The organism is Saccharopolyspora sp. NPDC045839, from assembly GCF_056431645.1.
In genome coordinates, this window is sequence record NZ_JBWKKH010000017.1 from 1 (window position 1) to 22,168 (window position 22,168).

Annotated in this window: 25 protein-coding genes; 20 read left to right on the top strand and 5 right to left on the bottom strand. The window is 71.4% G+C overall.

Annotation, left to right across the window (positions count from 1 at the left end):
* Positions 1 to 51: 51 nt before the first annotated feature.
* Positions 52 to 1,413 (bottom strand): HNH endonuclease signature motif containing protein, encoded by a 1,362-nt coding sequence (locus tag AC07EQ_RS23130; protein ID WP_478389987.1) that lies wholly within the window; start codon positions 1,411 to 1,413, stop codon positions 52 to 54.
* A gap of 527 nt (positions 1,414 to 1,940) precedes the next feature.
* Between AC07EQ_RS23130 and AC07EQ_RS23135 the strand changes: the two genes are divergently transcribed.
* A complete protein-coding gene (locus AC07EQ_RS23135) occupies positions 1,941 to 2,399 on the top strand; it encodes a MaoC family dehydratase N-terminal domain-containing protein (protein ID WP_478389988.1) in 459 nt (152 codons plus the stop codon).
* Here AC07EQ_RS23135 and AC07EQ_RS23140 read toward each other — a convergent pair whose 3' ends face one another.
* Positions 2,400 to 3,737, bottom strand: coding sequence for a carboxypeptidase regulatory-like domain-containing protein (locus AC07EQ_RS23140; protein ID WP_478389989.1), 1,338 nt, complete (start codon positions 3,735 to 3,737; stop codon positions 2,400 to 2,402).
* Positions 3,738 to 3,948: 211 nt separating this feature from the next.
* Here AC07EQ_RS23140 and AC07EQ_RS23145 point away from each other — a divergent pair, with 211 nt between their 5' ends.
* The 19 genes from AC07EQ_RS23145 to AC07EQ_RS23235 all read left to right on the top strand — a co-directional run bounded on the left by AC07EQ_RS23145 (position 3,949) and on the right by AC07EQ_RS23235 (position 19,142).
* Complete coding sequence (locus tag AC07EQ_RS23145; RefSeq protein WP_478389990.1) at positions 3,949 to 4,575, top strand: TetR/AcrR family transcriptional regulator; 627 nt, start codon at positions 3,949 to 3,951, stop codon at positions 4,573 to 4,575.
* Between the two features lie 33 nt (positions 4,576 to 4,608).
* Complete coding sequence (locus AC07EQ_RS23150) at positions 4,609 to 5,241, top strand: NUDIX hydrolase (RefSeq protein WP_478389991.1); 633 nt, start codon at positions 4,609 to 4,611, stop codon at positions 5,239 to 5,241.
* 70 nt (positions 5,242 to 5,311) lie between these two features.
* Entirely contained in the window at positions 5,312 to 6,289 is a 978-nt protein-coding gene (locus tag AC07EQ_RS23155; RefSeq protein WP_478389992.1) for a DUF3048 domain-containing protein, read from the top strand.
* A 5-nt stretch (positions 6,290 to 6,294) separates the two neighbouring features.
* On the top strand, positions 6,295 to 7,395 hold the full coding sequence (locus tag AC07EQ_RS23160; RefSeq protein ID WP_478390133.1) for a CapA family protein: 1,101 nt from the start codon (positions 6,295 to 6,297) through the stop codon (positions 7,393 to 7,395).
* A gap of 91 nt (positions 7,396 to 7,486) precedes the next feature.
* Positions 7,487 to 7,939 (top strand): TSCPD domain-containing protein, encoded by a 453-nt coding sequence (locus AC07EQ_RS23165; protein ID WP_132484160.1) that lies wholly within the window; start codon positions 7,487 to 7,489, stop codon positions 7,937 to 7,939.
* 106 nt (positions 7,940 to 8,045) lie between these two features.
* A complete protein-coding gene (locus AC07EQ_RS23170; RefSeq protein WP_478389993.1) occupies positions 8,046 to 8,858 on the top strand; it encodes a PA domain-containing protein in 813 nt (270 codons plus the stop codon).
* Complete coding sequence (locus AC07EQ_RS23175; protein ID WP_478389994.1) at positions 8,855 to 10,123, top strand: M28 family peptidase; 1,269 nt, start codon at positions 8,855 to 8,857, stop codon at positions 10,121 to 10,123. The genes AC07EQ_RS23170 and AC07EQ_RS23175 overlap by 4 nt, the downstream gene beginning before the upstream one ends.
* 121 nt (positions 10,124 to 10,244) lie before the next feature.
* Entirely contained in the window at positions 10,245 to 10,730 is a 486-nt protein-coding gene (locus tag AC07EQ_RS23180) for an NUDIX domain-containing protein (RefSeq protein WP_478389995.1), read from the top strand.
* Between the two features lie 223 nt (positions 10,731 to 10,953).
* Positions 10,954 to 11,775 carry a CoA transferase subunit A gene (locus AC07EQ_RS23185; protein ID WP_478389996.1) on the top strand — a complete coding sequence of 274 codons (822 nt, stop codon included), beginning with the start codon at positions 10,954 to 10,956 and terminating at the stop codon, positions 11,773 to 11,775.
* On the top strand, positions 11,772 to 12,542 hold the full coding sequence (locus tag AC07EQ_RS23190; protein WP_452614138.1) for a CoA-transferase subunit beta: 771 nt from the start codon (positions 11,772 to 11,774) through the stop codon (positions 12,540 to 12,542). The genes AC07EQ_RS23185 and AC07EQ_RS23190 overlap by 4 nt, the downstream gene beginning before the upstream one ends.
* A gap of 69 nt (positions 12,543 to 12,611) precedes the next feature.
* Positions 12,612 to 13,364 carry a protocatechuate 3,4-dioxygenase subunit beta gene (gene pcaH, locus AC07EQ_RS23195; protein ID WP_478389997.1) on the top strand — a complete coding sequence of 251 codons (753 nt, stop codon included), beginning with the start codon at positions 12,612 to 12,614 and terminating at the stop codon, positions 13,362 to 13,364.
* The gene (gene pcaG, locus AC07EQ_RS23200; RefSeq protein ID WP_478389998.1) at positions 13,364 to 13,936 is read left to right on the top strand and encodes a protocatechuate 3,4-dioxygenase subunit alpha; all 573 of its coding nucleotides are present in this window, start codon (positions 13,364 to 13,366) and stop codon (positions 13,934 to 13,936) included. The genes pcaH and pcaG overlap by 1 nt, the downstream gene beginning before the upstream one ends.
* A complete protein-coding gene (gene pcaB / locus AC07EQ_RS23205) occupies positions 13,908 to 15,266 on the top strand; it encodes a 3-carboxy-cis,cis-muconate cycloisomerase (protein WP_478389999.1) in 1,359 nt (452 codons plus the stop codon). Before pcaG ends, pcaB begins: the two co-directional genes overlap by 29 nt.
* A complete protein-coding gene (gene pcaD, locus AC07EQ_RS23210) occupies positions 15,263 to 16,024 on the top strand; it encodes a 3-oxoadipate enol-lactonase (RefSeq protein ID WP_478390000.1) in 762 nt (253 codons plus the stop codon). The genes pcaB and pcaD overlap by 4 nt, the downstream gene beginning before the upstream one ends.
* Positions 16,024 to 16,419, top strand: a complete 396-nt coding sequence (gene pcaC / locus AC07EQ_RS23215) for a 4-carboxymuconolactone decarboxylase (RefSeq protein ID WP_452614133.1) — start codon at positions 16,024 to 16,026, stop codon at positions 16,417 to 16,419. Before pcaD ends, pcaC begins: the two co-directional genes overlap by 1 nt.
* Positions 16,420 to 16,434: 15 nt before the next feature.
* A complete protein-coding gene (locus AC07EQ_RS23220) occupies positions 16,435 to 17,235 on the top strand; it encodes an IclR family transcriptional regulator (RefSeq protein WP_478390001.1) in 801 nt (266 codons plus the stop codon).
* Positions 17,236 to 17,263: 28 nt separating this feature from the next.
* Complete coding sequence (locus AC07EQ_RS23225) at positions 17,264 to 17,596, top strand: hypothetical protein (protein WP_478390002.1); 333 nt, start codon at positions 17,264 to 17,266, stop codon at positions 17,594 to 17,596.
* A gap of 30 nt (positions 17,597 to 17,626) precedes the next feature.
* Entirely contained in the window at positions 17,627 to 18,802 is a 1,176-nt protein-coding gene (locus AC07EQ_RS23230; RefSeq protein ID WP_478390003.1) for an acyl-CoA dehydrogenase family protein, read from the top strand.
* A 127-nt stretch (positions 18,803 to 18,929) separates the two neighbouring features.
* Positions 18,930 to 19,142, top strand: coding sequence for a hypothetical protein (locus AC07EQ_RS23235; RefSeq protein ID WP_132484184.1), 213 nt, complete (start codon positions 18,930 to 18,932; stop codon positions 19,140 to 19,142).
* A 113-nt stretch (positions 19,143 to 19,255) separates the two neighbouring features.
* Here AC07EQ_RS23235 and AC07EQ_RS23240 read toward each other — a convergent pair whose 3' ends face one another.
* From AC07EQ_RS23240 to AC07EQ_RS23250, 3 genes are read right to left on the bottom strand one after another with little or no spacing between them, the layout of a single operon-like run.
* The gene (locus tag AC07EQ_RS23240) at positions 19,256 to 19,819 is read right to left on the bottom strand and encodes a GNAT family N-acetyltransferase (RefSeq protein WP_478390004.1); all 564 of its coding nucleotides are present in this window, start codon (positions 19,817 to 19,819) and stop codon (positions 19,256 to 19,258) included.
* On the bottom strand, positions 19,809 to 21,287 hold the full coding sequence (locus tag AC07EQ_RS23245; RefSeq protein WP_478390005.1) for an APC family permease: 1,479 nt from the start codon (positions 21,285 to 21,287) through the stop codon (positions 19,809 to 19,811). Before AC07EQ_RS23245 ends, AC07EQ_RS23240 begins: the two co-directional genes overlap by 11 nt.
* A 19-nt stretch (positions 21,288 to 21,306) precedes the next feature.
* Positions 21,307 to 22,005, bottom strand: a complete 699-nt coding sequence (locus tag AC07EQ_RS23250; RefSeq protein ID WP_478390006.1) for a GPP34 family phosphoprotein — start codon at positions 22,003 to 22,005, stop codon at positions 21,307 to 21,309.
* Positions 22,006 to 22,168: the final 163 nt, after the last annotated feature.

Consider the following 22,168-nt stretch of genomic DNA (forward strand, 5'->3'; position numbering starts at 1 on the left):
CACCGGCGAGACCTGCAGCGACGCGTCCTTGCTCTGATCACTCATGGTGCACTATCCTCCACTGTGGACAGTTACACCGCAGAACTTACAGTCCCCAGTGCCTCTGCCACCTGGTCTGGGTGTTCGCCTGGGGTCCACTGTGGGCGGTGGGATGAACTCGGGCCGCCCATCGCGCATGGCGATGTCCCACCTCTGGTTGTGAAGCGTGCGGTGATGGTGTGCGCAGAGCATGACCATGTTGTCCAGGTCGGTGGCGCCGCCGTCGACCCAGTGCTGGACGTGGTGTGCTTCGGGTGTTCCCGGCGGTCGGTCGCATCCTGGGAAGGCGCATGCGCCGTCGCGGCGGAGTAGTGCGGTGCGGATGTGGGTGGGTGCGGTGCGTTTCGTCCTGCCGACGTCCAGTGGGAGGCTGTCGCCGTCGAGGATGATGGGCAGGATTTCGGCGTCGCAGGCGATGCGGCGTGCGTTGTGGGCGGTGATGGCGCGTTCGGTGTTGAGGGTGCCGGGCATGCCGTCCTCGCCGATGACCTCCAAGCCCCGCTTCAAGTCCTCGAAGTCGATAGCGATCGTCATCTGCGGTCGTTGTCCACCGGTGCGGGGCATTCCGTCGTGGTCCAACGCCAAGTCCAGTAGCGTGGCGAAGCCGTCGGCGTTCCGCTGCCCCGCAGTGCGAGGATCCTTCTCCCCATCAACCTCAGGGTGGGGTGCGGCGAGGGGCTCGATCAACGCGGCGAACTTCGCCCCGGTCTCCCGGTCCAGTTTCGCTTTGATGACGGTCATGCCGTCCCGGGTGGTCGCGTAGTGCAACTCGCGTGCGTCGTGCTGGGCTTCCTCATCGCGGAACGCACCGTCCTGGTCGAGGAGGTAGCGGATGCGTTCGGCAAGTTTCTCCAACTCCCTCGGCGGCATCGTCCGCGCATACCCCGCAAGCGTTGATTCCACCTCAGCGACCTGGTGGCAGCGGGCGTACTCGGGCAGACGCCGGATTCCGTTGACGATGACACGCGCGTGGTCCAGCCCGATCGCGCCCTCAGACAAGGCGGCGGCGGTGTCGGGCATGTCCGGGGGCATCGTCTCGCCGTGGAAGGTTTGCCGGTCTTCGACGTTGCGGGCGACTGTGACGCGGGTTTTCGCGTCACGCGGGTCGATATTGAGAAGCCCCTGCAACCAGACCTGCAGCGACCGGGCGGTGGTGTCGGTGTGGATGGCGCGATGGTCGGCTTCAGCGATGCACCGCAGCTGTTCCCACAGCAGCACCCGCATCTCCTTCTCCAGCCTCTGAATGCGGGTGGCGAGTTCAGCATCGGTGCACGACACCGCCGACTGTGGAGGCATGGCCTCAACTGTCGTGTCCTGGGTGTTCAGTAGCGGTGTCATACCTCCATTCTCCTGCACTCGAACGCGTGTTCGCACTGTTTTTATGGTCGCTTGATCAGGTGAAACACCCCACCAAAGACGGCGAAAATCGAGTCGCGCCAAGAGAAACGGCCACGACACGCCGAAGGCGACCCGCATCCACCACCAAACCCCGCACCGCCACCGGCCGCGCACACCATGCCCGGCGACCAGGGCCGAGTACCCACGAAATCGCGCCATCCCCACGCAACCCAACCCCTGCGACGGATCACCCGAAACCAAACCCCCACCAGCCCCGGCCAACCCGAAACCCGCCACCCCGCAACGCAAGCCCCCAACGAGCCAGCCCACCCCGGGCCATCCCCGCGATACAAAGCCGCCCAGGGGCTGCGGGCCGGATGTCAAGCCTGAAACCCCGAAGGGGCGGCCGCCAGGCCGGGCTTGACCTCCGGCACGCAGCACCAACAATCCACCCATCGCGGGGATGGCCCCAAACACACCGAACCTCTAAAAGCCCCAACCCCAACCACCCCCAAACCCCGTACGATCCCAACCACCCCCACCCAGCAAAGGACGCCAAAAAGATGGCGATCGATCCAACGGTGATCGGCAAGCCCCTCCCGGAGATCAAGGCAGAGATAGAACCGGGCCGCCTCCAACAGTTCGCCGCGTCGATAGGTGAAACGGACCCGATCTACACCGACCGATCGGCCGCCCGAGCAGCAGGCCACCCAGATCTCCCGGTGCCGCCGACATTCCTGTTCGGCCTAACCCTGCAAGGGCCGGACTCCTTCGGCTTCATAGCCGATCTCGGCGTCGACCTGCGCCACGTCCTGCACGGCGAGCAGGCGTTCACCTACCACTCCATCGCCCACGCCGGCGACACCCTGGTGCTGCGCCCGGTGATCGCCGACGTCTACGCCAAGAAGAACGGCCGACTGGAGTTCGTGGTCCGCGAAACCGTCGTCACCCGAGACGACGGCAGCGCGGTGGCGGATCTCAGGGAGGTCCTGATCGTGCGCCACCCGCCGGCCGGCGGCTGATCAGCGCGCACCGGCCATCCGGTGGTGCCGGGCTTCCGGTTCCAGGACGAAGTCGTAGCCGGCGATGCGTCCCGGCCGCACCGCGACCCGGTCCACCGCCGGTCGCATGCCCGGCGCGGAGACGACCACCGTGACGTACTGCCGGGGCAGGTCGTGCACCTCGTACTCGCCCGAGTTCGAGGTCACCAGGTGCGCCAGCTGACCGCCGGTCGGGTCGGTGACGGTCACGATGGCGCCGGGCACCGGCTCGCCACCGGCGGCCCGCACGGTGCCGGTCAGGGTGTGGTGGTGCTTGGGCCGGGGCGCTTCGATCGCCGGGTCCACCACGACTTCGCTGTCGTCCTCGTGCTCGTAGGTGCCCGCGGTGGTGACCGCTTCCGGGTCCGCGGCCTTCTTCCGCTTCATGCGAAGCTGGTTGAACACCACCAGCAGGACGCCCAGCGCGCACCAGGCGACCAGGCCGAGGACGGCGGGCAGGGCTCCCGCGCCGTTGAAGTACAGGACGCCGCGCATCGAGTCCACGGCCTGCCCGAGCGGCAGGAACCGGTGCAGCGACTGGAAGAACACCGGCACCAGTTCCTTCGGGATGGCGCCGCTGCTGGAGGGCATGCTCAGCAGCACGAACAGTCCCATGGCCACGCCGGGGATGAACTGCTTCACGAACGGCACGAGCCCGAACGTGGTCCACGCGACCGCCTGGGTGAGCAGGAATCCGATCAGCATCAGGACCGGTTCGTTGTAGATCACGTCCATCGACAGCGCGGCGAAGTAGCACACCACGGAGGCGAACGCGCCGACTCCGGCCAGCGCCAGCAGTTTCTGCCGGGTGGTCAGCGCGGCGCGCAGCAGCATCATCACCGTGATGTAGGGCGGGATGTTCATCGCCAGCAGGACGTAGAAGAGGCCGGTGCCCATGACGTCGCCGGGCGCGGGCGGGGCGAGGTCGACGAGCGCCAGGTGGTGGCCCGCGGCCGTGGCGATCGGGGTGAACACCTGCTGCAGCACCATCATCAGCGCCGAGCCGTTGGCCTTCGCGTAGAACAGCTGCCCGTCGGCCGGGTCGTAGGCGGCGACGACCTGGCGCTGCAGGATCGCGTCGCGCGCGCCCTGCTCGTCGGGCACCGCGGTGACGTCGATGCCGCCGGGCATCGCCTGGGCGAAGGCTGCGTCGAGGTGCTGCGCCGCCTGGTCGCCGACCACCGCCACCGGCATGTTGTGCGGCGCCGGGGCGTGGAAGGGCAGTAGGTAGCACACCATGAATCCGACGATGAAGAACATCGGGAACCACAGCGCCGATGCCAGGGTGCGCACCAGTGAGCTCGGCTGTGCCTCGGTCAAGAAGCCTCCTCACGACGGGACGGGGGTGCGGCGCTGCACTGGTTCGGATCGCCCGGCCGAGGGCGAGAACTACCCATTGATGGTTAGCGACCCTAACGTATTTCTGCAGTCTGTGCAAAAATGCACGGATGCAACATCGATTTGCCGGAGATGCCGGAAACCGGGCACTAGGCTGAGACGGCCGCCCCGACGAGAGAAACGGACGCCCCCGATGGCCAGGACGACGGCCGCGAGCAGCGCGGGTGCCGAGCAGGAGTGCGGGCTGCGCGAGCGCAAGAAACGGGCGACCCGGCAGGCCCTGCAACAGGCGGCCGTCCGGCTGTTCCTGGACCGCGGCATGGACGCGGTCACCGTCGAGGACATCTGCGCCCGCGCCGAGGTCTCCCCGCGCACCTTCTTCAACTACTTCACCGCGAAGGAAGAAGTGCTGGTGCCCTGGGATCCGGAGAGCGTCGCGAGCACCGCGCGGCGAATCCTGGCCCAGCCCGCCGAGCGCTCGCCGCTGCAGGTGGCGCACGTCGCGCTCGGCGCGGCCATCGACGCCGCGATGGCCGCGCCCATCTGGCGAGACCAGGCGCGGCTGCTGCGCGATCACCCCGAGGCGCTGCGCCGGATCGTGCTCGCCTCGCGCGCCCTGGAGGCCGCGCTCGCCGACGGCCTCGCGCAGCGGCTCGGGCGGGACCGCGCGGACCGGTACGTCCGGCTGCTGGCGGCCACCTCGATCACGGCGATGCGCAGTTCGATCCAGTCCTGGCACGAGGCCGACCCGGACACCGACCTGCACGACTTCCTGGACGAGGCCTTCGACCTGCTGGGCCGCGGCCTGCCACCCGGCTGACCGGTCCCCCGGCGCCCGATCGAAAGGACCGCGATGGCCGACGAACTCGCCACCCTCCCGCAGCGACCGGACGACGCGCGCCGGCAGATCGCGGCCCGCCTGGCCCGGTTCCGCACCAGGCTAATCCCGCTGCAGGGCCGCCGGGCCGCGGCGGTCGCGATCACCCTGGCCAGCGACGGCGGCGAGCTGGGCGTCTGGCTGACCCGCCGGGCCACGACGCTGCGCGCGCACGCGGGCCAGTTCGCGCTGCCGGGCGGGCGGCTCGATCCCGGCGAGGACGCACGGCAGGCCGCGCTGCGAGAACTGCGCGAGGAACTGGGCGTGGCCGCGCCGGAGCAGGACGTGCTGGGGAGGCTCGACGACTACGCGACGCGCTCCGGTTACGTCATCGCGCCGATCGTGGTGTGGATCGGCTCCGCGCCCGAGTTGTCGCCGAACCCGGACGAGGTCGCGCGGGTGGACCTGGTGACGTTGTCCGAGCTGGACGTCGCGCCCCGGTTCGTGGCCATCGCCGAGTCCGACCGGCCGGTCATCCAGCTGCCGCTGCTGGACACCCTCGTGCACGCCCCCACGGCGGCGGTCCTGCACCAGTTCCGCGAGGTGGTGCTGCACGGCCGGGACACCCGCGTCGCCGACCTGGAGCAACCGGTCTTCGCCTGGCGCTGACCCGCTTTAGTGCCCTGGCAGGCGCACTGCGGGCGTAGCCTGGAGCGCGGAGGGATTGCCGGGAGAAACGATGCGACGCGGGCGCACGCGCACGCTGTTCGCAGCGGCGCTGATCCTGCTCGCGGTGTTCGGCACGGCCGCCTGCGGCCTGTTCTCGACGCCGCGCGCCGGGTCCCCTGCGCCGCCGGAACAGCAGCCCGCCACCAGCGGCACCGCCCCGCCGTCCGCCGGGATCCCGCCGCCGGGCCCGCCGGTGCTCGCGGTGAAGATCGACAACGTGGCCGATGCCCGGCCGCCGGTCGGCATCGGTGCCGCCGACGTGATCTACGTCGAGCCGGTCGAGGGCGGTTACAGCCGCCTGCTGGCGATCTTCGCCTCGCACCAGCCGCCGACGATCGGGCCGGTGCGCAGCGCGCGGGAGACCGACGCCGAGCTGCTCCCCCAGTTCGGCCACCCGACGCTCGCGTACTCCGGTGCGGCTCCCGAACTGCTACCGCTCATCGCGGCGGCCCCGGTGACCGACGCCTCCGACGGGCACCAGCCCGCCGCCTACACCCGCGACGAGTCGCGCACCGTCCCGCACAACCTGTTCCTCGACCCGGCGAAGCTGCCGCCCGGCGCGCCCTGGCCGGGCCAGAACCGGATCGTCGCCGGGCCGGCTCCCAGCGGCGGCACGCCGACGGACCACTACGAGGTCACCTTCCCCTCCGCCACCGTCGGCTTCCAGTGGTCCGCCGAGGAGCACCGGTGGCTGGCCTCGATGGACGGGGAGCCGTTCGTGTCCGTCGACGGCGGGCGGCTCGGCCCGCCGACGGTGGTGATCGAGCGGGTCAAGGTCCGCGAGTCCGCGATCCGCGACGCCGCGGGCAACCCGTCCCCGATCGCCGAAACGATCGGTAGCGGCGCGGTCTCGGTGCTCCGCGACGGGCGATCGTTCGAGGGCACCTGGTCCCGGCCCGCCCCCGATGTCGCGGCCACCTACACCGGCCCGTCGGGCAAGCCGCTGCTGCCCGCGCCCGGTCAGGTCTGGATCGTGCTGACGCCGTGAGCGGAATGGACCCGATCCAGCTCTTCCTGTGCGGCGACGTGATGCCAGGTCGCGGCGTCGACCAGATCCTGCCGCACCCCGGCGATCCGGGCCTGCACGAGGCGTACCTGCACGACGCGCGCAGCTACGTCGCGGCGGCCGAGGCGCGCAACGGCCCGATCACGAAGCCCGTCGGCTTCGCCTGGCCATGGGGCGGCGCACTGCACGCTCTCGACGTCGCCGCGCCCGACGTGCGGGTGATCAACCTGGAATCCAGCATCACCTGCAGCGGCGAGTTCGCCCCGGGCAAGGGCGTGCACTACCGGATGAACCCGGCGAACGTGGGCTGCCTGACCGCCGGGCATCCGGACGTCTGCAGCCTCGCCAACAACCACGTGCTGGACTTCGGCCGCCGGGGGCTCGACGACACGCTCGACGCGTTGTCCGGGGCGGGCCTGCGCTGGGTGGGCGCCGGGCACGACGCGGCGGAGGCCCGCCGGCCGGCGGTGATCGGCACGCCGCGCGGCCGGGTCGTGGTCTTCGGCTACGGCGCCGCGTGCAGCGGTATCCCGGCGAGCTGGGCGGCGACCGCGAATCGGTCGGGCGTCAACTTCCTGCCGGACCTCTCCGACCGGCGCGCCGCCGAGATCGCCGGCGAGATCCGCGAGCGGACCCGGCCCGGCGACGTCGTGGTCGTCTCGCTGCACTGGGGCACGAACTGGCAGTACCGCGTCGGTGCCGACCAGGTCCGCTTCGCGCACCGGCTGATCGACGGCGGGGTGCACGTGGTGCACGGGCATTCCTCGCACCACCCGCGGCCGATCGAGATCCACCACAACCGGCTCGTGCTCTACGGCTGCGGCGACTTCATCGACGACTACGAGGGCATCCCGGGCTACGAGCAGTACCGCGACGATCTGCGTCTGCTGTTCTTCGCGTCGCTGGACGCGGGCGGCGAACTCGTCGACCTGCGCATGCTCCCGATGCAGGCCAGGCAGATGTGCCTGCACCCCGCATCGGCCGCCGACACCGACTGGCTCCGCGCCACCCTGGCCCGGATCAGCGCCGCGTTCGGCACCGATGTGGTGCTGTCGAACGGGACGCTGCGCGCACGGCGCCGGGCGTGAAGCGGCCGCCCGGGCGCGGCGGTGGTGCGGCGCTGCGGTACCGTCCCGCATTGTCCATATAGGACGACCCCACGAAGGAGCGACCCCTGGCATGGCCCGCACCGACGCCCCGGCGCGCCGCAGGCGCCGGGTCATCCGGATGGATCAGAGCGCTGCCCGGCAGCACCCGCCGCGCCGCCGCCGCGGCTACACCCTCCGGTTCGACATCGGCGGCGTCACGGGCCACCTGACCACCAACGCCTACCCGGACGGGAAGCTCGGCGAGGTCTGGGTGAGCGTGGAGCAGCAGGGCAGCCCACTCAGCGGCTTCCTGGACAGCCTCTTCGCCGCCGTCTCGCTGGGCCTGCAGCACGGCGTGCCGCTGGAGACCTACGTGGCGAAGTACGCCGGCATGCAGTTCGAGCCGCGCGGCCCGGTGTCCGATGCGGACATCGGCTACGCCCACTCCTTCCCGGACTACGTCTTCCGCCGCCTGGCCCTGGACTACCTGGACGCCCCGACGTGCACCCGACTCGGCATCGTCGGTGGCCCGACCGAGGAGTAACCCGGGCAAACGAGTGGTGATCGTTGTGCGCCCGGATAGCCCTTTGTACCTTTCGTCTTGCTAACCGAATCTTGCTCGCTGCATGCCACGGCATTCAGGAGGACGGATGTCCCAGCACGCACCGCTCCGGCCCCGCAGGTGGTTGTTCGGTTCGGCGGCGTTGGCCACGGCGCTCGTGGCCGGGCTCACCGCGCAGACCTCGCCGGCGACCGCGCAGGGCGGACCCGGCGACCTGCGGTCCTGGGAGCGGGCGCTGCAGCGGGAGGTCGATGCCGACAGCGCGGCGCGGATGAGCGAAGCGATGTCCACCTACCCCGGCCGGGTCGGCACGGAAGGCGCCGAGCGCAGGGCGAACTACTCGGTGGACGAGCTGACCAGGTGGGGCCTGAACGCGAGGCTGGAGAGCTACAGCGTCTACGCCTCGGTGCCGCGGCACATCGCGGTGACCATGACCGGCCCGCAGCGGCGGGAGCTGGAGGTGAAGGAACCTCCCTACCCGTGGCACGAGAACTTCGAGGACGTGGTCGTCGGCTACAACGCCTATTCGCCGGCCGGGCAAGCCACCTCGGACGTCGTCTACGTCAACTACGGCCTGCCGGACGACTACGCGCGGCTCGCCGAGATGGGCGTCGACGTCCGGGGCAAGATCGTGCTGGCCCGCTACGGGCAGAGCTTCCGCGGGGTGAAGTCGAAGGTCGCCGAAGAGCACGGCGCCGCGGGCGTGATCCTGTACTCCGACCCCGCGGACGACGGCTTCACCCGGGGCGAGGTCTACCCGGACGGGCCGTGGCGCAACGCCGACGGCATCCAGCGCGGCAGCGTGCAGTACATCTTCCGTACCCGGGTGACCCGCTCACGCCGGGACGACCGTCCACACAAGACACACCGCGTCTCGATCCGTCGGACGCGGAGAACATGACGAGCGTGCCGACCACGCCGATCTCCTACGGCCAGGCCCAGCACCTGCTGGCCGCGCTGCAAGGCCCGGCGGCACCGGCGGAATGGCAGGGCGGCCTGGACCTGACCTACCGGGTGGGCCCCGGGCCGACCCGGGTCGACCTCGACCTGGACATCGACTACCGGCAGATCCCGGTCAACGACGTGATCGTCGAGATCCCCGGCTCGAAGCACCCGGAGCAGAAGGTGGTCCTGGGGGCGCACTACGACTCCTGGACCTACGGCACCAAGGACGACGTGTCGGGGTGGACGACGCTGATGGAAGCGGCGCGGGCGCTGGCCGAACTGCGCGACCGCGGCTGGCAACCGGAGCGGACCATCGTGCTGGCCGGCTGGGACGGCGAGGAGTACGGGCTGCTGGGCGCGACCGAATGGGTCGAACAGCACCGCGCCGACCTGCTGGAGAACGCCCTGGTGTACCTGAACATGGACGGCGCGGGCGGCGGCAAGAACTTCTCCGCAGGCTCGGTCCCCGCGCTCGACGCCGTGCTGGCCGACATCGCCAAGGACGTCCGCGATCCCGAGCACGGCACGCTGTACCGGAACTGGCAGCAGGCTTCGGGCGAGCAGGACCCGGTGCCGGACCGGCTGGGCAGCGGCTCGGACTACACGCCGTTCCTGGACCACCTCGGCATCGCCTCCGCCGAGTTCGGCACGTCGACGCCGAGCGGCGAGTACCACAGCGCCTACGACGATCTGCGCATGATGCGCGAGTTCCTCGACCCCGGTTACCGGTACCACGAGGCGTCCGCCGCGTACGCGGGCACTTTCGCGTTGCGCATGGCCGGTTCGGACATCGCGCCGATGCTCTACTCCGACTACGCGACAGCGGTCGAGGGCCATCTGCGGGACTTGGACGAGAAGCAGGCCGACGGCCAGGTCGTCGACCTCTCCCCCGCCTACGCCGCGGCGCGGGAATGGCACGCGGCGGCCAAACGGCTGGAGAGCGAAGCGCACGGCGCTCGCGGCGAGCGCGCCGACGCCATCAACGACGCGCTGATCGCCCAGGAACGCGCGTTGACCCAGCAGGAAGGCCTGCCCGGCCGGGACTGGTACAAGCACATGGTCTACGCGCCGGGCCTGTACACGGGTTACGCGGTCCAGCCGCTGTCGGCGATCGACGATGCGATCACCGGCGACGACCCGGCAACGGCCGGGAAGTACCGCGACCTGCTCGTGGATTCACTGCACAAGGCCACCGAGGCAGCACGAGGCGCCGTTCGGTAACGGGTGGAGCGGGGAGCATGGCTCCTGCGGTGTCGAGGTTCGGGGCGCGGCGATCGGGGGTTTCCGGGGGCGCCTCGGCTAGGGTGATCTTTTTCCGGCTTCGTGGAAGGGACCCGCAGCGATGCCCAAGTTCACCTGGCACACCAGCGCCGTGCCCGAGGGCCTGCCGGTGCGGCAGGTGTACGGGTTCCTCTTCGTCCCGGACGGCCGGTTGCTCATCCGCCTCGACGGCAGCAAGCACTCGCTGCCCGGTGGCCGCCCGGAGCCCGGCGAGGTCGAGTACGTCGACATCCTGCGGCGGGAGACCATGGAAGAGGTCACCGTCGGCATCGGCGAGCCGCACTACCTCGGGTACCAGTGCGTGGACGACGGCATCTCGCCGTACGCCCAGGTGCGGATGGCCGCGCTGATCACCACCGTGCACCCGCCGGAGCCGGACCCCGACAGCGGCCGGACCTACCGGCGGCTGCTGGTCCACCCGGGCAAGGCCGGCGACCTCCTCTCCTGGGGCGAGACCGGCTACCTCCAGGCGACCGCCGCCGCCGAAGCAGCGGTCGGCGTCTTCGCCCTGCCCGGCGACGATCTGCCGGAGACCGGCTACCTCTGACGCGACCGCGCTGGCACAACCACCTCAGGCCGCCCTGGCGGCACGCGCAGCCCCGGAACGACCGGTCGGCTGAACCCTCGTCGATGCCCGGTCCCCACATGCCCGCGAACGGCCCCGGAGCTGGCTAAACCGCACGCGCTTCCCTTGACCTGATTCTGCGCGCTGCCGCAGTGTTCGCAGAAAGCACAGACGTTCACTATGCGCACAGCGAGGAGTGGTCGGGGTGGCTCGCATCCTGCAGCTCGACGAGGCCATCGCGGAGCTGGTCCACGACGGCGACACGGTGGCCCTGGAGGGCTTCACCCACCTGATCCCGGTCGCGGCCGGGCACGAGATCATCCGGCAGCGCCGCAAGGACCTGACGCTGGTCCGGATGACGCCCGACATCGTCTACGACCAGCTGATCGGGGCGGGCTGCGCGCGGAAGCTGATCTTCTCCTGGGGCGGCAATCCCGGCGTCGGATCGCTGCACCGCTTCCGCGACGCCATCCAGAACTCCTGGCCGGTGCCGCTGGAGATCGAGGAGCACAGCCACGCCGGCATGGCCAACCGCTACGCCGCCGGCGCCTCCGGGCTGCCCTTCGCCGTGCTGCGCGGCTACGCGGGCACCGATCTGCCGGCGCAGACCGACACCATCAAGATGATCGAGTGCCCCTTCACCGGCGAGCGGCTGGCCGCCGTCCCGGCGATCAACCCGGACGTCGGCATCATCCACGCGCAGCAGGCCGACCGGGCCGGCAACGTGCAGATGTGGGGCATCACCGGGGTGCAGAAGGAGACCGTGCTGGCCTCGAAGCGCTCCCTGGTCACCGTCGAGGAGATCGTCGACGAGCTGACCCCGCGCCCCGGCGCCGTGGTGCTGCCGCAGTGGGTGGTCACCGCCGTCGCGGAGGTGCCCGGCGGCGCCGCCCCGTCCTACGCACAGGGCTACTACGAGCGCGACAACGCCTACTACCAGCAGTGGGACCCCATCGGCCGGGACCGCGAGAAGTTCGAGAACTGGCTGGAGACCGAGGTCCTCAGCACCGAGAGGAGTGCCCGATGAGCTCCGCCGAATTCACCTCCGACGAGATGATGACCGTCGGCGCCGCCCGCTCCCTGCGCGACGGCGCGGCGTGCTTTGTCGGCATCGGCCTCCCCAGCACCGCCGCGAACCTGGCGCGCCGCACGCACGCCCCGAACCTGGTGCTGATCTACGAGTCGGGCACGCTCGGCGCCAAGCCCGACCGGCTGCCGCTGTCCATCGGCGACGGCGTGCTGGCCGACACCGCCGACTCCGTGATCGGCGTGCCGGAGATCTTCAACTACTGGCTGCAGCCCGGCCGCATCGACATCGGCTTCCTCGGCGGCGCGCAGGTGGACCGCTTCGGCAACATCAACACCACCGTGATCGGCGGCGACTACGCCAACCCGAAGGTCCGGCTGCCCGGCGCCGGTGGCGCGCCCGAGATCGCCGCGTCCTGCCGCGAGGTGCTCATCGTGATGCGGATGAGCCCGCGCAGCTTCGTGGAGAAGGTCGACTTCGTCACCTCCGTCGGCTACGGCACCGGCAAGGGCGACCGGGAGGAGCTCGGTCTGCGCGGCCGCGGCCCGGTGAAGGTGATCACCGACCTGGGCGTGCTGGAGCCGGACCCGGAGACCTGCGAGCTCACCCTCACCCAGCTCAGCCCCGGCGCGACGGTCGAGCAGGCCCGGGAAGCGGTGGGCTGGCAGCTGAAGGTCGTCGACGAGCCGACCGTGCTGCAGGCGCCGACCGAGACCGAGCTGACGGTGCTGCGGGAGCTCAAGGCGACGATCGGCGGCGCGAAATGACCGACGTGCACTGCTCGGGACTGGCAGTCGTCCGGCCCGCCTGACAGCTTGGACGCAAGAGGAGCTGCGATGACACCCCACGAGACCCGGTCGCCGGCCGGGCTGATCCTGCCGGAGTACGGCAGCGACGACCAGTCCCACCCGGCGCTGAACACCCCCGAGTACCGCTCGTCCGCGCTGCGCTACCCGAAGCAGCCGCTGCAGTACCTGCCCCAGTACCTCACCGAGATCACCGGGCCGCTGCTCGGGCAGGACCGCTGCGGCGAGCGCGACCACGACCTGACCGTGCAGCACGACGGCGAGCCTCTCGGCGAACGCATCATCGTCAGCGGCCGCGTGCTGGACTCCGGCGGCAAAGCCGTGCCGAACACCCTGGTGGAGATCTGGCAGGCCAACTCCGCCGGCCGCTACCGGCACCAGGGCGACCGGCACCCGGCGCCGCTGGACCCGAACTTCTCCGGCACCGGCCGGTGCATGACCGACGCCGACGGCAACTACGAGTTCATCACCATCAAGCCCGGCGCCTACCCGTGGCGCAACCACGACAACGCGTGGCGCCCGGCGCACATCCACTTCTCGCTGTTCGGGCAGGCGTTCACGCAGCGGCTGATCACCCAGATGTACTTTCCCGGCGATCCGCTGTTCCACCAGGACCCGATCTTCAACTCGGTGCGCGACGAGCAGGCCCGGGAGCGGATGATCTCCCGCTTCGACCTCGACACGACCGTGCCGGAGTGGGCGCTGAGCTACAAGTTCGACATCGTGCTGCGCGGCCCGGAGGGCTCGGTGTTCGAGGACGAGGAAGAGGAGGACGACGACTGATGGCTGCCCCCAAGCCCCCGGCCACCACGCCGTCGCAGACGGTCGGCCCGTTCTACGCCCTGCCCGGCGGCATCCTCTGGGACGGCGGCCAGGAGGTCGTCGCCGCCGAGCACCCGGGCGCGTTCGTGCTGCACGGGCGGCTCACCGACGGCAACGGCGATCCCATCCCGGACGGCGTGGTCGAGATCTGGCAGGCCGACGAGCACGGCCGGTTCGACCACCCCGACGACCCTCGCCCGGAGTCCTCGTCGTGGCAGGGCTTCGGCCGGTGCCCGACCGACGCCGACGGCGGGTTCTGGTTCCGCACCGTGAAGCCGGGCCCGCTGCCCACGCCGGACGGCGGGACCGAGGCGCCGCACCTCGACGTCACCGTGCTGGCCCGCGGCATGCTCAACCGGGTGGTCACCCGCGTCTACTTCCCGGACGAGGAGCAGGCCAACGCGGCCGACCCGGTGCTGTCTACAGTGGACCCGGCGCGCCGCGGCACGCTGGTCGCGGCGGCCGATGACCGCGGCTACCGCTTCGACATCCGGATCCAGGGCGATGGCGAAACAGTCTTCTTCGCGGTCTGACGACCTGTTCGGGCCGATGTTCGGCACGCCCGCAGCGGCCGAGCGGACCAGCGGTTCCGCCTGGTTGCAGGCGATGCTGCGCTTCGAGGCGGCGTTGGCTTCGGCGCAGGCCGAGGCCGGGGTCATCCCGGTCCCGGCCGCCCAGGAGATCGCCCGGCACTGCCGGGCCGAGCTGTTCGACGTCGGCTCGATCGCCGAGCGCGCGGTGTCGTCGGCGACGCCGGTGATCGCGCTGGTGCGCGACCTGAGCGCGCTGGTGAGCGCCGAGGCGAAGCCCCACGTGCACCGCGGGGCGACCAGCCAGGACGTGATCGACACCGCCGCCATGCTGGTGGCGCGCGACGTCCTGGACCTGATCATCGCGGATCTGCGCGCCGTGGCGGCGGAATGCGCGACGCTCGCCGAACGGCACCGGCACACCGTGATGATCGCCCGCTCGCTGCTGCAACAGGCGTTGCCGACGACGTTCGGCTGCCGCTGCGCCGGCTGGCTCACCGCGCTCGACGAAGCCATCGCCGCGCTCAGCCGCATCCGGGACGAACGGCTGGCCGTCCAGCTCGGCGGCGCCGCGGGCACGCTCGCCTCGCTCGGCGCCGACGGCGTCCGGGTCATCGGCCTGCTCGCCACCGAACTCCGGTTGGCCGAACCCGTCGTGCCCTGGCACACCGACCGGACCCGGGTCGCCGAACTGGCCGGGGCGCTGGGCACCGCGGCCGGGGTGCTCGGCAAGATCGCCCTGGACGTCGAGCTGCACGCGCAGACCGAGGTCGGCGAGCTCGCCGAGGGCAAGGCGGGCGGTTCCTCCGCCATGCCGCACAAGCAGAATCCGGTGTCGGCGGTGCTGATCACCGCCGCGACCCGGCGGGTGCCCGCCCTGGTGGCGACCCTGCTGTCGGCGATGCCGCAGGAGTACGAGCGCGCCGCCGGGGCCTGGCAGTCCGAGTGGGAGCCGCTGACCGAACTGCTGCGCCTGGTCGCCGCGGCGGCCGCGCAGTCCCGGCGGCTGCTGGCGGAACTGCAGGTGCACCCCGAGAAGATGGCCACCAACCTCGCCCTCACCGGCGGTCTGGTGATGGCCGAAAGCGCGACCGGGCCGCTGATGGCCGGCCTCGGCCGCACCGAGGCGCAGGCCCTCGTCGCCCGGCTGTGCCGCCACGCGGTGCAGGAGGGCACGACGCTGCGCGCGCAACTGCTGGCCGATCCGCAGGTGCGGACGGTGCTTTCGGAGGCCGAGGTCGTCGCCGCCACCGAACCGGCCGACTACCTCGGTTCCGCCCCCGCCTTCATCGACCGCGCCCTGGCCGCACACGCCGAATTGGAGAACCCGTGAACGTGAACTACGAGCTGACCGGACCCGACGGCGCGCCGGTCGTCGTGCTGTCCAACTCGCTGGGCACCGACCTGACGCTGTGGGACGAGCAGGTTCCCGCGCTGGCGCGGGAGTTCCAGGTGCTGCGCTACGACCAGCGCGGCCACGGCGGTACCGCGGGCAAGCCCGGGCCGTACGCGCTCAAGCAGCTCGGCGGCGACGTGCTCGCGCTGCTGGACACCCTCGGCATCCGCCGGGCCCACTTCGCCGGGGTCTCGCTAGGCGGCATGACCGGCATGTGGCTGGCCGAGCACGCGCCGGAGCGCATCGACCGGCTCGCGCTGATCTGCACCTCCGCCGACCTGGGCCCCGCGTCGATGTGGCGGGACCGTGCGGCGCTGGTGCGGGAGAAGGGCACGCAGGTGATGGTCGAGCCGTCGCTGCCGAGGTGGTTCACCCCGGCCCTGGCCGAGCGGGCGGAAATCGTCGAGAAGTTCGGCGGCATGCTCGCCGCGGCCGACGACGAGGGCTACGCGGGCTGCTGCGAGGCGATCGCCGGCATGGACCTGCTGCCGAAGCTGGGCGAGATCACCGCGCCGACGCTGGTGATCGCGGGCGCCGAGGACGCGGCCACTCCCCCGGAGCACGCGGAGCAGATCGCCGCGGCCGTCGCGGGCGCCCGCCTGGAGGTGCTTTCCCCGGCGGCGCACCTCGCCAACGCCGAACAGCCCGAGACCGTCAACCGGCTGCTGCTGGAACACTTCACGAGGAGCCTGTGATGCCCGACCGCCTCGACGACGAAACCCGGCGCGACCAGGGGATGCAGGTGCGCCGGCAGGTCCTCGGCGACGAGCACGTGGACCGCGCGAACACCAAGATCACCCCGTTCACCGAGGGCTTCCAGGACTTCATCACCCGCTACGCGTGGGGCGAGCTGTGGAGCGGCGACGGCGTCGACCGGCAGACCCGCAGCATGCTGACGCTGGCGATCCTGGCGGCGGTGGGCTGCGAGGACGAGTTCGCGATGCACGTGAAGGCCGCCCGCCGCAACGGCGTCCCGCCGGAGCACATCCGCGAGGTGCTCATGCACGTCGCGATCTACGCCGGGGTGCCCCGCGCGAACAGCGCCTTCGCGATCGCCAATACGATCCTCGGCGACGAGCAGTCCGACTGAAGCTGGAGAAACGCCATGGAACCCGTGTCCGACACGAGCGGCGGTTACGTCCAGTCGCTGGCGCGCGGGCTCCTGGTGATCCGCGCGTTCAACGAGTCCAGCCCGGAGATGACGCTGTCGGAGGTCGCCCGCGCGACCGACCTGTCGCGCGCGGCGGCCCGCCGGTTCCTGCACACCTTGGTGCACCTCGGTTACGTGTGGACCGACGGCCGGGTCTTCGCGCTCACCCCGCGCGTGCTGGAGCTGGGCTTCGCCTACCTGTCCAGCGTGTCGCTGCCGGAGATCGCCCAGCCGCACCTGGAGCGGCTGGTCGCCGAGGTGCACGAGTCGGCGTCGGTGTCGGTGCTCGACGGCCCGGACATCGTCTACGTCGCCCGCGTCCCCACCTCGCGGATCATGACGGTGTCGATCAACATCGGCACCCGGTTCCCCGCCTACGCGACCTCGATGGGCCGGGTGCTGCTCGCTCACCTCGGACCCGCCGACCTGGACGCCTATCTGTCCGAAGTGGACCTGGAGCCGCTGGGCCCGCACACGATCACGACCCCGGCGGCGTTCGAGGAGGAGCTGGCCCGCATCCGCGAGCAGGGCTGGGCGCTGGTCGACCAGGAGCTCGAAGCGGGCCTGCGCTCGATCGCGGCGCCGATCCGGGACCGGGCGAACAAGGTGGTGGCGGCGGTGAACATCTCCTCGCACGCCTCCCGCACCAGCCCGGAAGAAGCCCGCGAGAACCTCCTGCCGCCGCTGCAGGCAACGGCGGCGCGGATCAGCGCCGACCTCGCGGTCGCCCCGCAGTCCCGCGCGGTTTCGCGCTGAAGCGCGGGTCGCGGACTACCGGGCGACGGTGGAGCGGGTCGAGCCGGGCGGGCTGCCCGCCGCGGGCGTGGCCGCCGCGCGCGCCGCAGGTGCCCGCCGAGTGTTCGCCCCAACTGGGGTACCACAACAGTGGTATGACGTGCTGACCTCGGAGTTCGGGCAAGTGGACGACGAATCGGACATCGACACGGCAGTCCTGGAGCGCATCGACGCCGTGCCCACCACGGCCGTGGTGGGCATCGCCGAGACGGGGACCGTCGAGGGCGTGCACGGCCCCCGGACTCTCCACGTCCTGGTCACCCCGGGTCGAGATCGCCGCCCGGACCGGCCGCACGACCGGGTGACGGCCGGTGCACACTGATCGTCGATCAGTGCGATTTGGAGGTCGACCATGGGGACCGGTGCGCGGGCGGATCTCGTCGAGCGGGCGGCGGCGCTTCGGCCGCTGCTGGAACAGCATCGGGCCGAAGGCGAGCAGGAACGGCGGCTCGCCGACGAGTCGATCGCCGCGCTCGACGAGGCGGGCTTGTTCCGCGCGTGGGTGCCGCGCCGGTTCGGCGGACTGGAAACCGACCTGCGCACCATCATGGACGCCACCGCCGAGGTCACCCGGGGCGACGCCGCCGCGGGCTGGCTGGTGCTGATCCTCGGCTGCGGCGACTGGCTGACCGGCCTCTTCCCCGACCAGGCGCAGGAAGAGGTCTTCGGCGCCCCGGACACCAAGGTGTGCCAGGTGCTCACTCCGAAGGCCTCCGCCGAGCGCGTCGACGGAGGCTGGCAGGTCAGCGGCAGCTGGGCGCCGGCCTCCGGCTGCCTGCACTCCGGCTGGGCCATGCTCGGCATGTCGTTGCCTGCGCACGGCGACGAGCCGGCGGACGCCGCGTTCGGGCTGGTCCCGATGAGCGAGCTGCGTGTCAAGGACACCTGGTTCACCCTCGGCATGCGCGGCACCGGCAGCAACCTGCTGATCGGCGAGAACGTGTTCGTCCCCGACCACCGGCTGCTGCGCCGGGGTCCGGCGACGCGGGGCGTGTTCACGCGCCGCCGCAACGATTCCCCGCGCTACCGCACCGCCGTGGTCCCGACGCTGGCGACGTTCCTGATCGCCCCGCTGCTCGGCATGGCCGAGGGGGCGCTGGAGCACGTGCTGTCGCAGGCCGGCCGCAAGGGCATCGCGTTCACCAGCTACCAGCGGCAGCGCGATTCGACCGCGTTCCAGCTGGCCGTGGCGGAGGCGTCGACGAAGATCGACGTCGCCCGGTTGATCGCGGACCGGTCGGCGGCGGTGGTCGACGGCCACGCGCTGTCCGGGACCCACCCGGGCTACCTGGAGCGCGCCCGGCTGCGGCAGCATTCCAGCCACGCGATCCAGCAGTGCCGCGAAGCCGTCGACGGGCTCGTCTCCGCCTACGGCGCGTCGGCGCTGTCCGAATCGGACCCGCTGCACGCCATCCTGCGCGACGTCCAGACCGCCGCCCGGCACGCGCTCGCACACCCGGCCAGCAACGCGGAGCTGTTCGGCCGCGCGCTCCTCGACGTCGATCCCAACATCACCGAGATGATCTGACGGCTTCCCCTCCGGCCACACGATCCAGTGACAGCAGGAACCTTGTTCCGGGCTTCCTGGTCGAAGCGGTGTCGCCGCCGATGAGGCGCCGGTCACGGCATTGCTGGTCCGAAGAAGGGAGCTTCGCGTGGCAGAGATCCGGGTCCGGCTGCGCGGTGGGCCGGAGGACGGCCACGAGGTCGCCGTTTCCGCGGACGTGTCGGGCAAACCGGTACCGCGCATCACGTTCCCCGCGCGGGCCCGCAATTCCCAGGCCGTGCCGCCGCTGCTGATCTACGAGCGCGGCAGGAGGCGACCGGACGGCACCTGGGAATTCGACTACGTCGGCGCGGAGACCTGAGGCGCGGCGGTTTCCGTGGGAATCGGCACTCCGGTTTCCGCCGAAATCGCCGACCACGCCAGTCGGCCACTGTGGACACGAAGCGCGCCGCGGGGCGGTCCTGATCGGGAGCGTCAGCGCGCGGGGCGCCACATCGGGTAGAGGCTGGGGCCGCCGGGGAGGGCGATCGGGTCGCCGTGGTCCTGGAAGCCCAGGCGCAGGTAGAGGTTCCGGCTCCGCGCGCTGCTGGCCTCCAGGTACGACGGCATCCCCTCGGCGTCCCACCGGCGGAGGGCGCCGCTGAGTTCCCGGCTTCCGACGCCGGTGCCCTGCACCGCCGGGTCGACGCCGATCAGGGCCAGGTACTCGTGGGGGTCGCGCGGGTGCCGTTCCGCGCTCAGGGCGCCGAACTCCCGGAACCGGTGCGCCCGGTCCCCGGCCAGGTCGAGCAGGCGCTGGGAGCCCGCGTCGTCGAGCATGCTCGGCGGCCCGGTGCGCGCCGCGAGCCAGACCTGCACCGCCAGGCCGTCCGCGCCGCTGATCACCCGCCCGAGCGCGCCGGCCTGCGCGAGGACCATGACGAACCACTCGCGGTACACGTGGTGCCGGTGCTCCAGGTCCGGCAGCAGCCACCGGGCGAACGCGTCGTCGGCGAAGGCCCGCAGCAGCGTGCGCACCCGGACGTCCTCAGTGGACATCAGCGGGCTCCGCGTCGGCCTGGAAGGTGGTGGCGCGGGCGCCCATCCCGATCCGCGCGTAGGCCTCCGGCCGGAACCGCTTCAGCGCCGCGCCCCAGCCCGCGCCGAGCGCCAGCACGACCACGAAGCCCAGCGGCAGCGCCCACGCGGCCGGGTCGCCGTCGGGCACGCCGAGCACGGTGCCGAACGACGTCACCGTCAGGACCAGCACCACCGCGAGCACCGCGGCGGCCAGCGCCGGCGCGATGGCGGTCCGCCACCGGCCGTGCCCGTGGTCGCGTTCGCGGATGAAGTAGCCGACGACGGCGATCGACGTCAGCAGCACCAGCGTCAGGACGCCGAGCGCGCCCACCGAGGCACCCCAGAAGAACAGGTAGGTGATCGGGTCCACCCCGGTGACCGCGACCAGCGCCACCACGACGGCCACGATCGCGGTGGTGGTCAGCGAGCCCGCCGCCGGGGCCGAGGTGCGGGAGCTGGTCGTCCCCCACCAGCGCAGGCCGACGCCTTCCCGGCCCAGCGCGAAGAAGTACCGGGCGCAGACGTGGTGGAACGACAGCGTCGCGGCGAACAGGCTCGTCACGTACAGCGCCGAGCCGATGGTCACCAGCACGCCCGGCAGCCGCTGCCCGGCGAGCACGAAGAGCAGTTCCGTGGAATGGGTCTCGGCCTGCGAGACGATGGCGTCCGGCCCGGTGGCCACCGTCATGGCCCAGGTCGACAACGAGTAGAGGCCGCCGATGACGACCAGCGAGATGTAGGTCGCGTAGATCACCGTGCGCGGGTTCTTCGCCTCCTCGGCGAGCACCGTGGAGTTCTCGAACCCGATGAACCCGGTGAAGGCGATCACCAGGATCACCCCGGCCGCGCTGGTCATCAGCTGGGCCGGGTTGAGGGTGTCCAGCACGACGCCGGCGGCCGACGGCTCGGACACGAACGCCGCGTCGTAGACCAGGAGGATCGCCACCTCGGCGAGCAGCAGCACGCCCAGCACCCGCCCGTTGACGTCGATGCGCAGCACGCCGAGCACCGCGATCAGCGCCAGGCCGGCGGCCGAGAGCACCCACCACGACACCTCGACGCCGCTGATCTGCTGCACGAAGTCGGCCGCGCCGACGCCGAAACCGCCGAGCAGGCTGGCCAGGATCATCAGGTAGGAGACGAGCGCGAGGCCCCCGGCCGCGGTGCCTGCCACCCGGCCGAGCCCCTTGGCCACGTAGGCGTAGAACGCGCCGGCGTTCTCCACGTGCTGCGACATCGTCACGTAACCGATCGCGAACAGTCCGAGGATCAGCGCGATCGCCAGGTAGCCCAGCGGGATCCCGGTCACCCCGGACACCGCGAACCCGCTGACCGCACCGCCTCCGACCACCGTTTCCGGGGCCGCGGCAGCGACGGTGAAGAACACGATCGACGTCACGCCCAGCCGGGCGCGGGCCAGGGCTGCGGAGACTTTGGACGGTGGCAACGCTCGCTCCTCTGCGCTCTCAGTGCCTCGGGGTGATCGCGGACTGGCCGCGGGCGGCGCCCACCTCGCTGACCAGGGTCCGCAGCGGGCCCGGGATGCGCGGCTCCCAGGACTCCATCCGGTACTCGCCCTGCCTGGTGACGTGCTTGGCGAGCCGGATCTGGCGCAGCACGCCGGTTTCCCGCAGCAGCAGCGCCAGGGTGATCTCGGCGAGCCGGGCGGGGATGGTGATCATGCCGCTGCCGCTGGCCGTTTCGGCGCCGGTGAACAGCGTTTCCAGGTCCACCTCCGGGTTGCGCACGCCGTCGTCGGTGAGCCGCCAGGCCGCCGCCGACCCGCCGCGCCAGCCGCCGGACACCGGCACCTCCCGGAGCACGTCGGTGATGGTCAGCCGGGCGCGCACCTTCTCGGTGGCGGTCTGGCTCAGGTACTCCAGCCACGTCCGCACGTCGTGGCCGGATTCCTCGCGGATCTCCCGCAGGATCGCCCAGGACAGGAAGTCCGGGCAGCGGCCCTTGCCGCTGGGCCGGACGCTGGGCGTCACCGTGACCTCCTCTTCGAGGATCAGCTCCGCCAGCAGCCCGCCCGCGCAGCCGAGCGCCACCAGCGAGCCGTCGATCCTGGGCGAAAGGCGCTGTTCCCCGGTGTGCGCGGCCAGGAAGAACCGGTCCGCCACGCGCAGCGGGATGCGCGCGGGGTCCTGCCCGGAAACCGTCAACGCCCACCCCCGGCCGAAGTGCTGATCAACACGCGGTCGCTCCCGTCCGACGCAGCGGCCTGCCGGTCAATCTCCCGAGTTCGGACCGTGTCCGAGCCAGCGCACAGAGTAACGTACGTGAAGCATTGTTCAAGATAGCCGTCCAGCACGGCGCCGACCGACG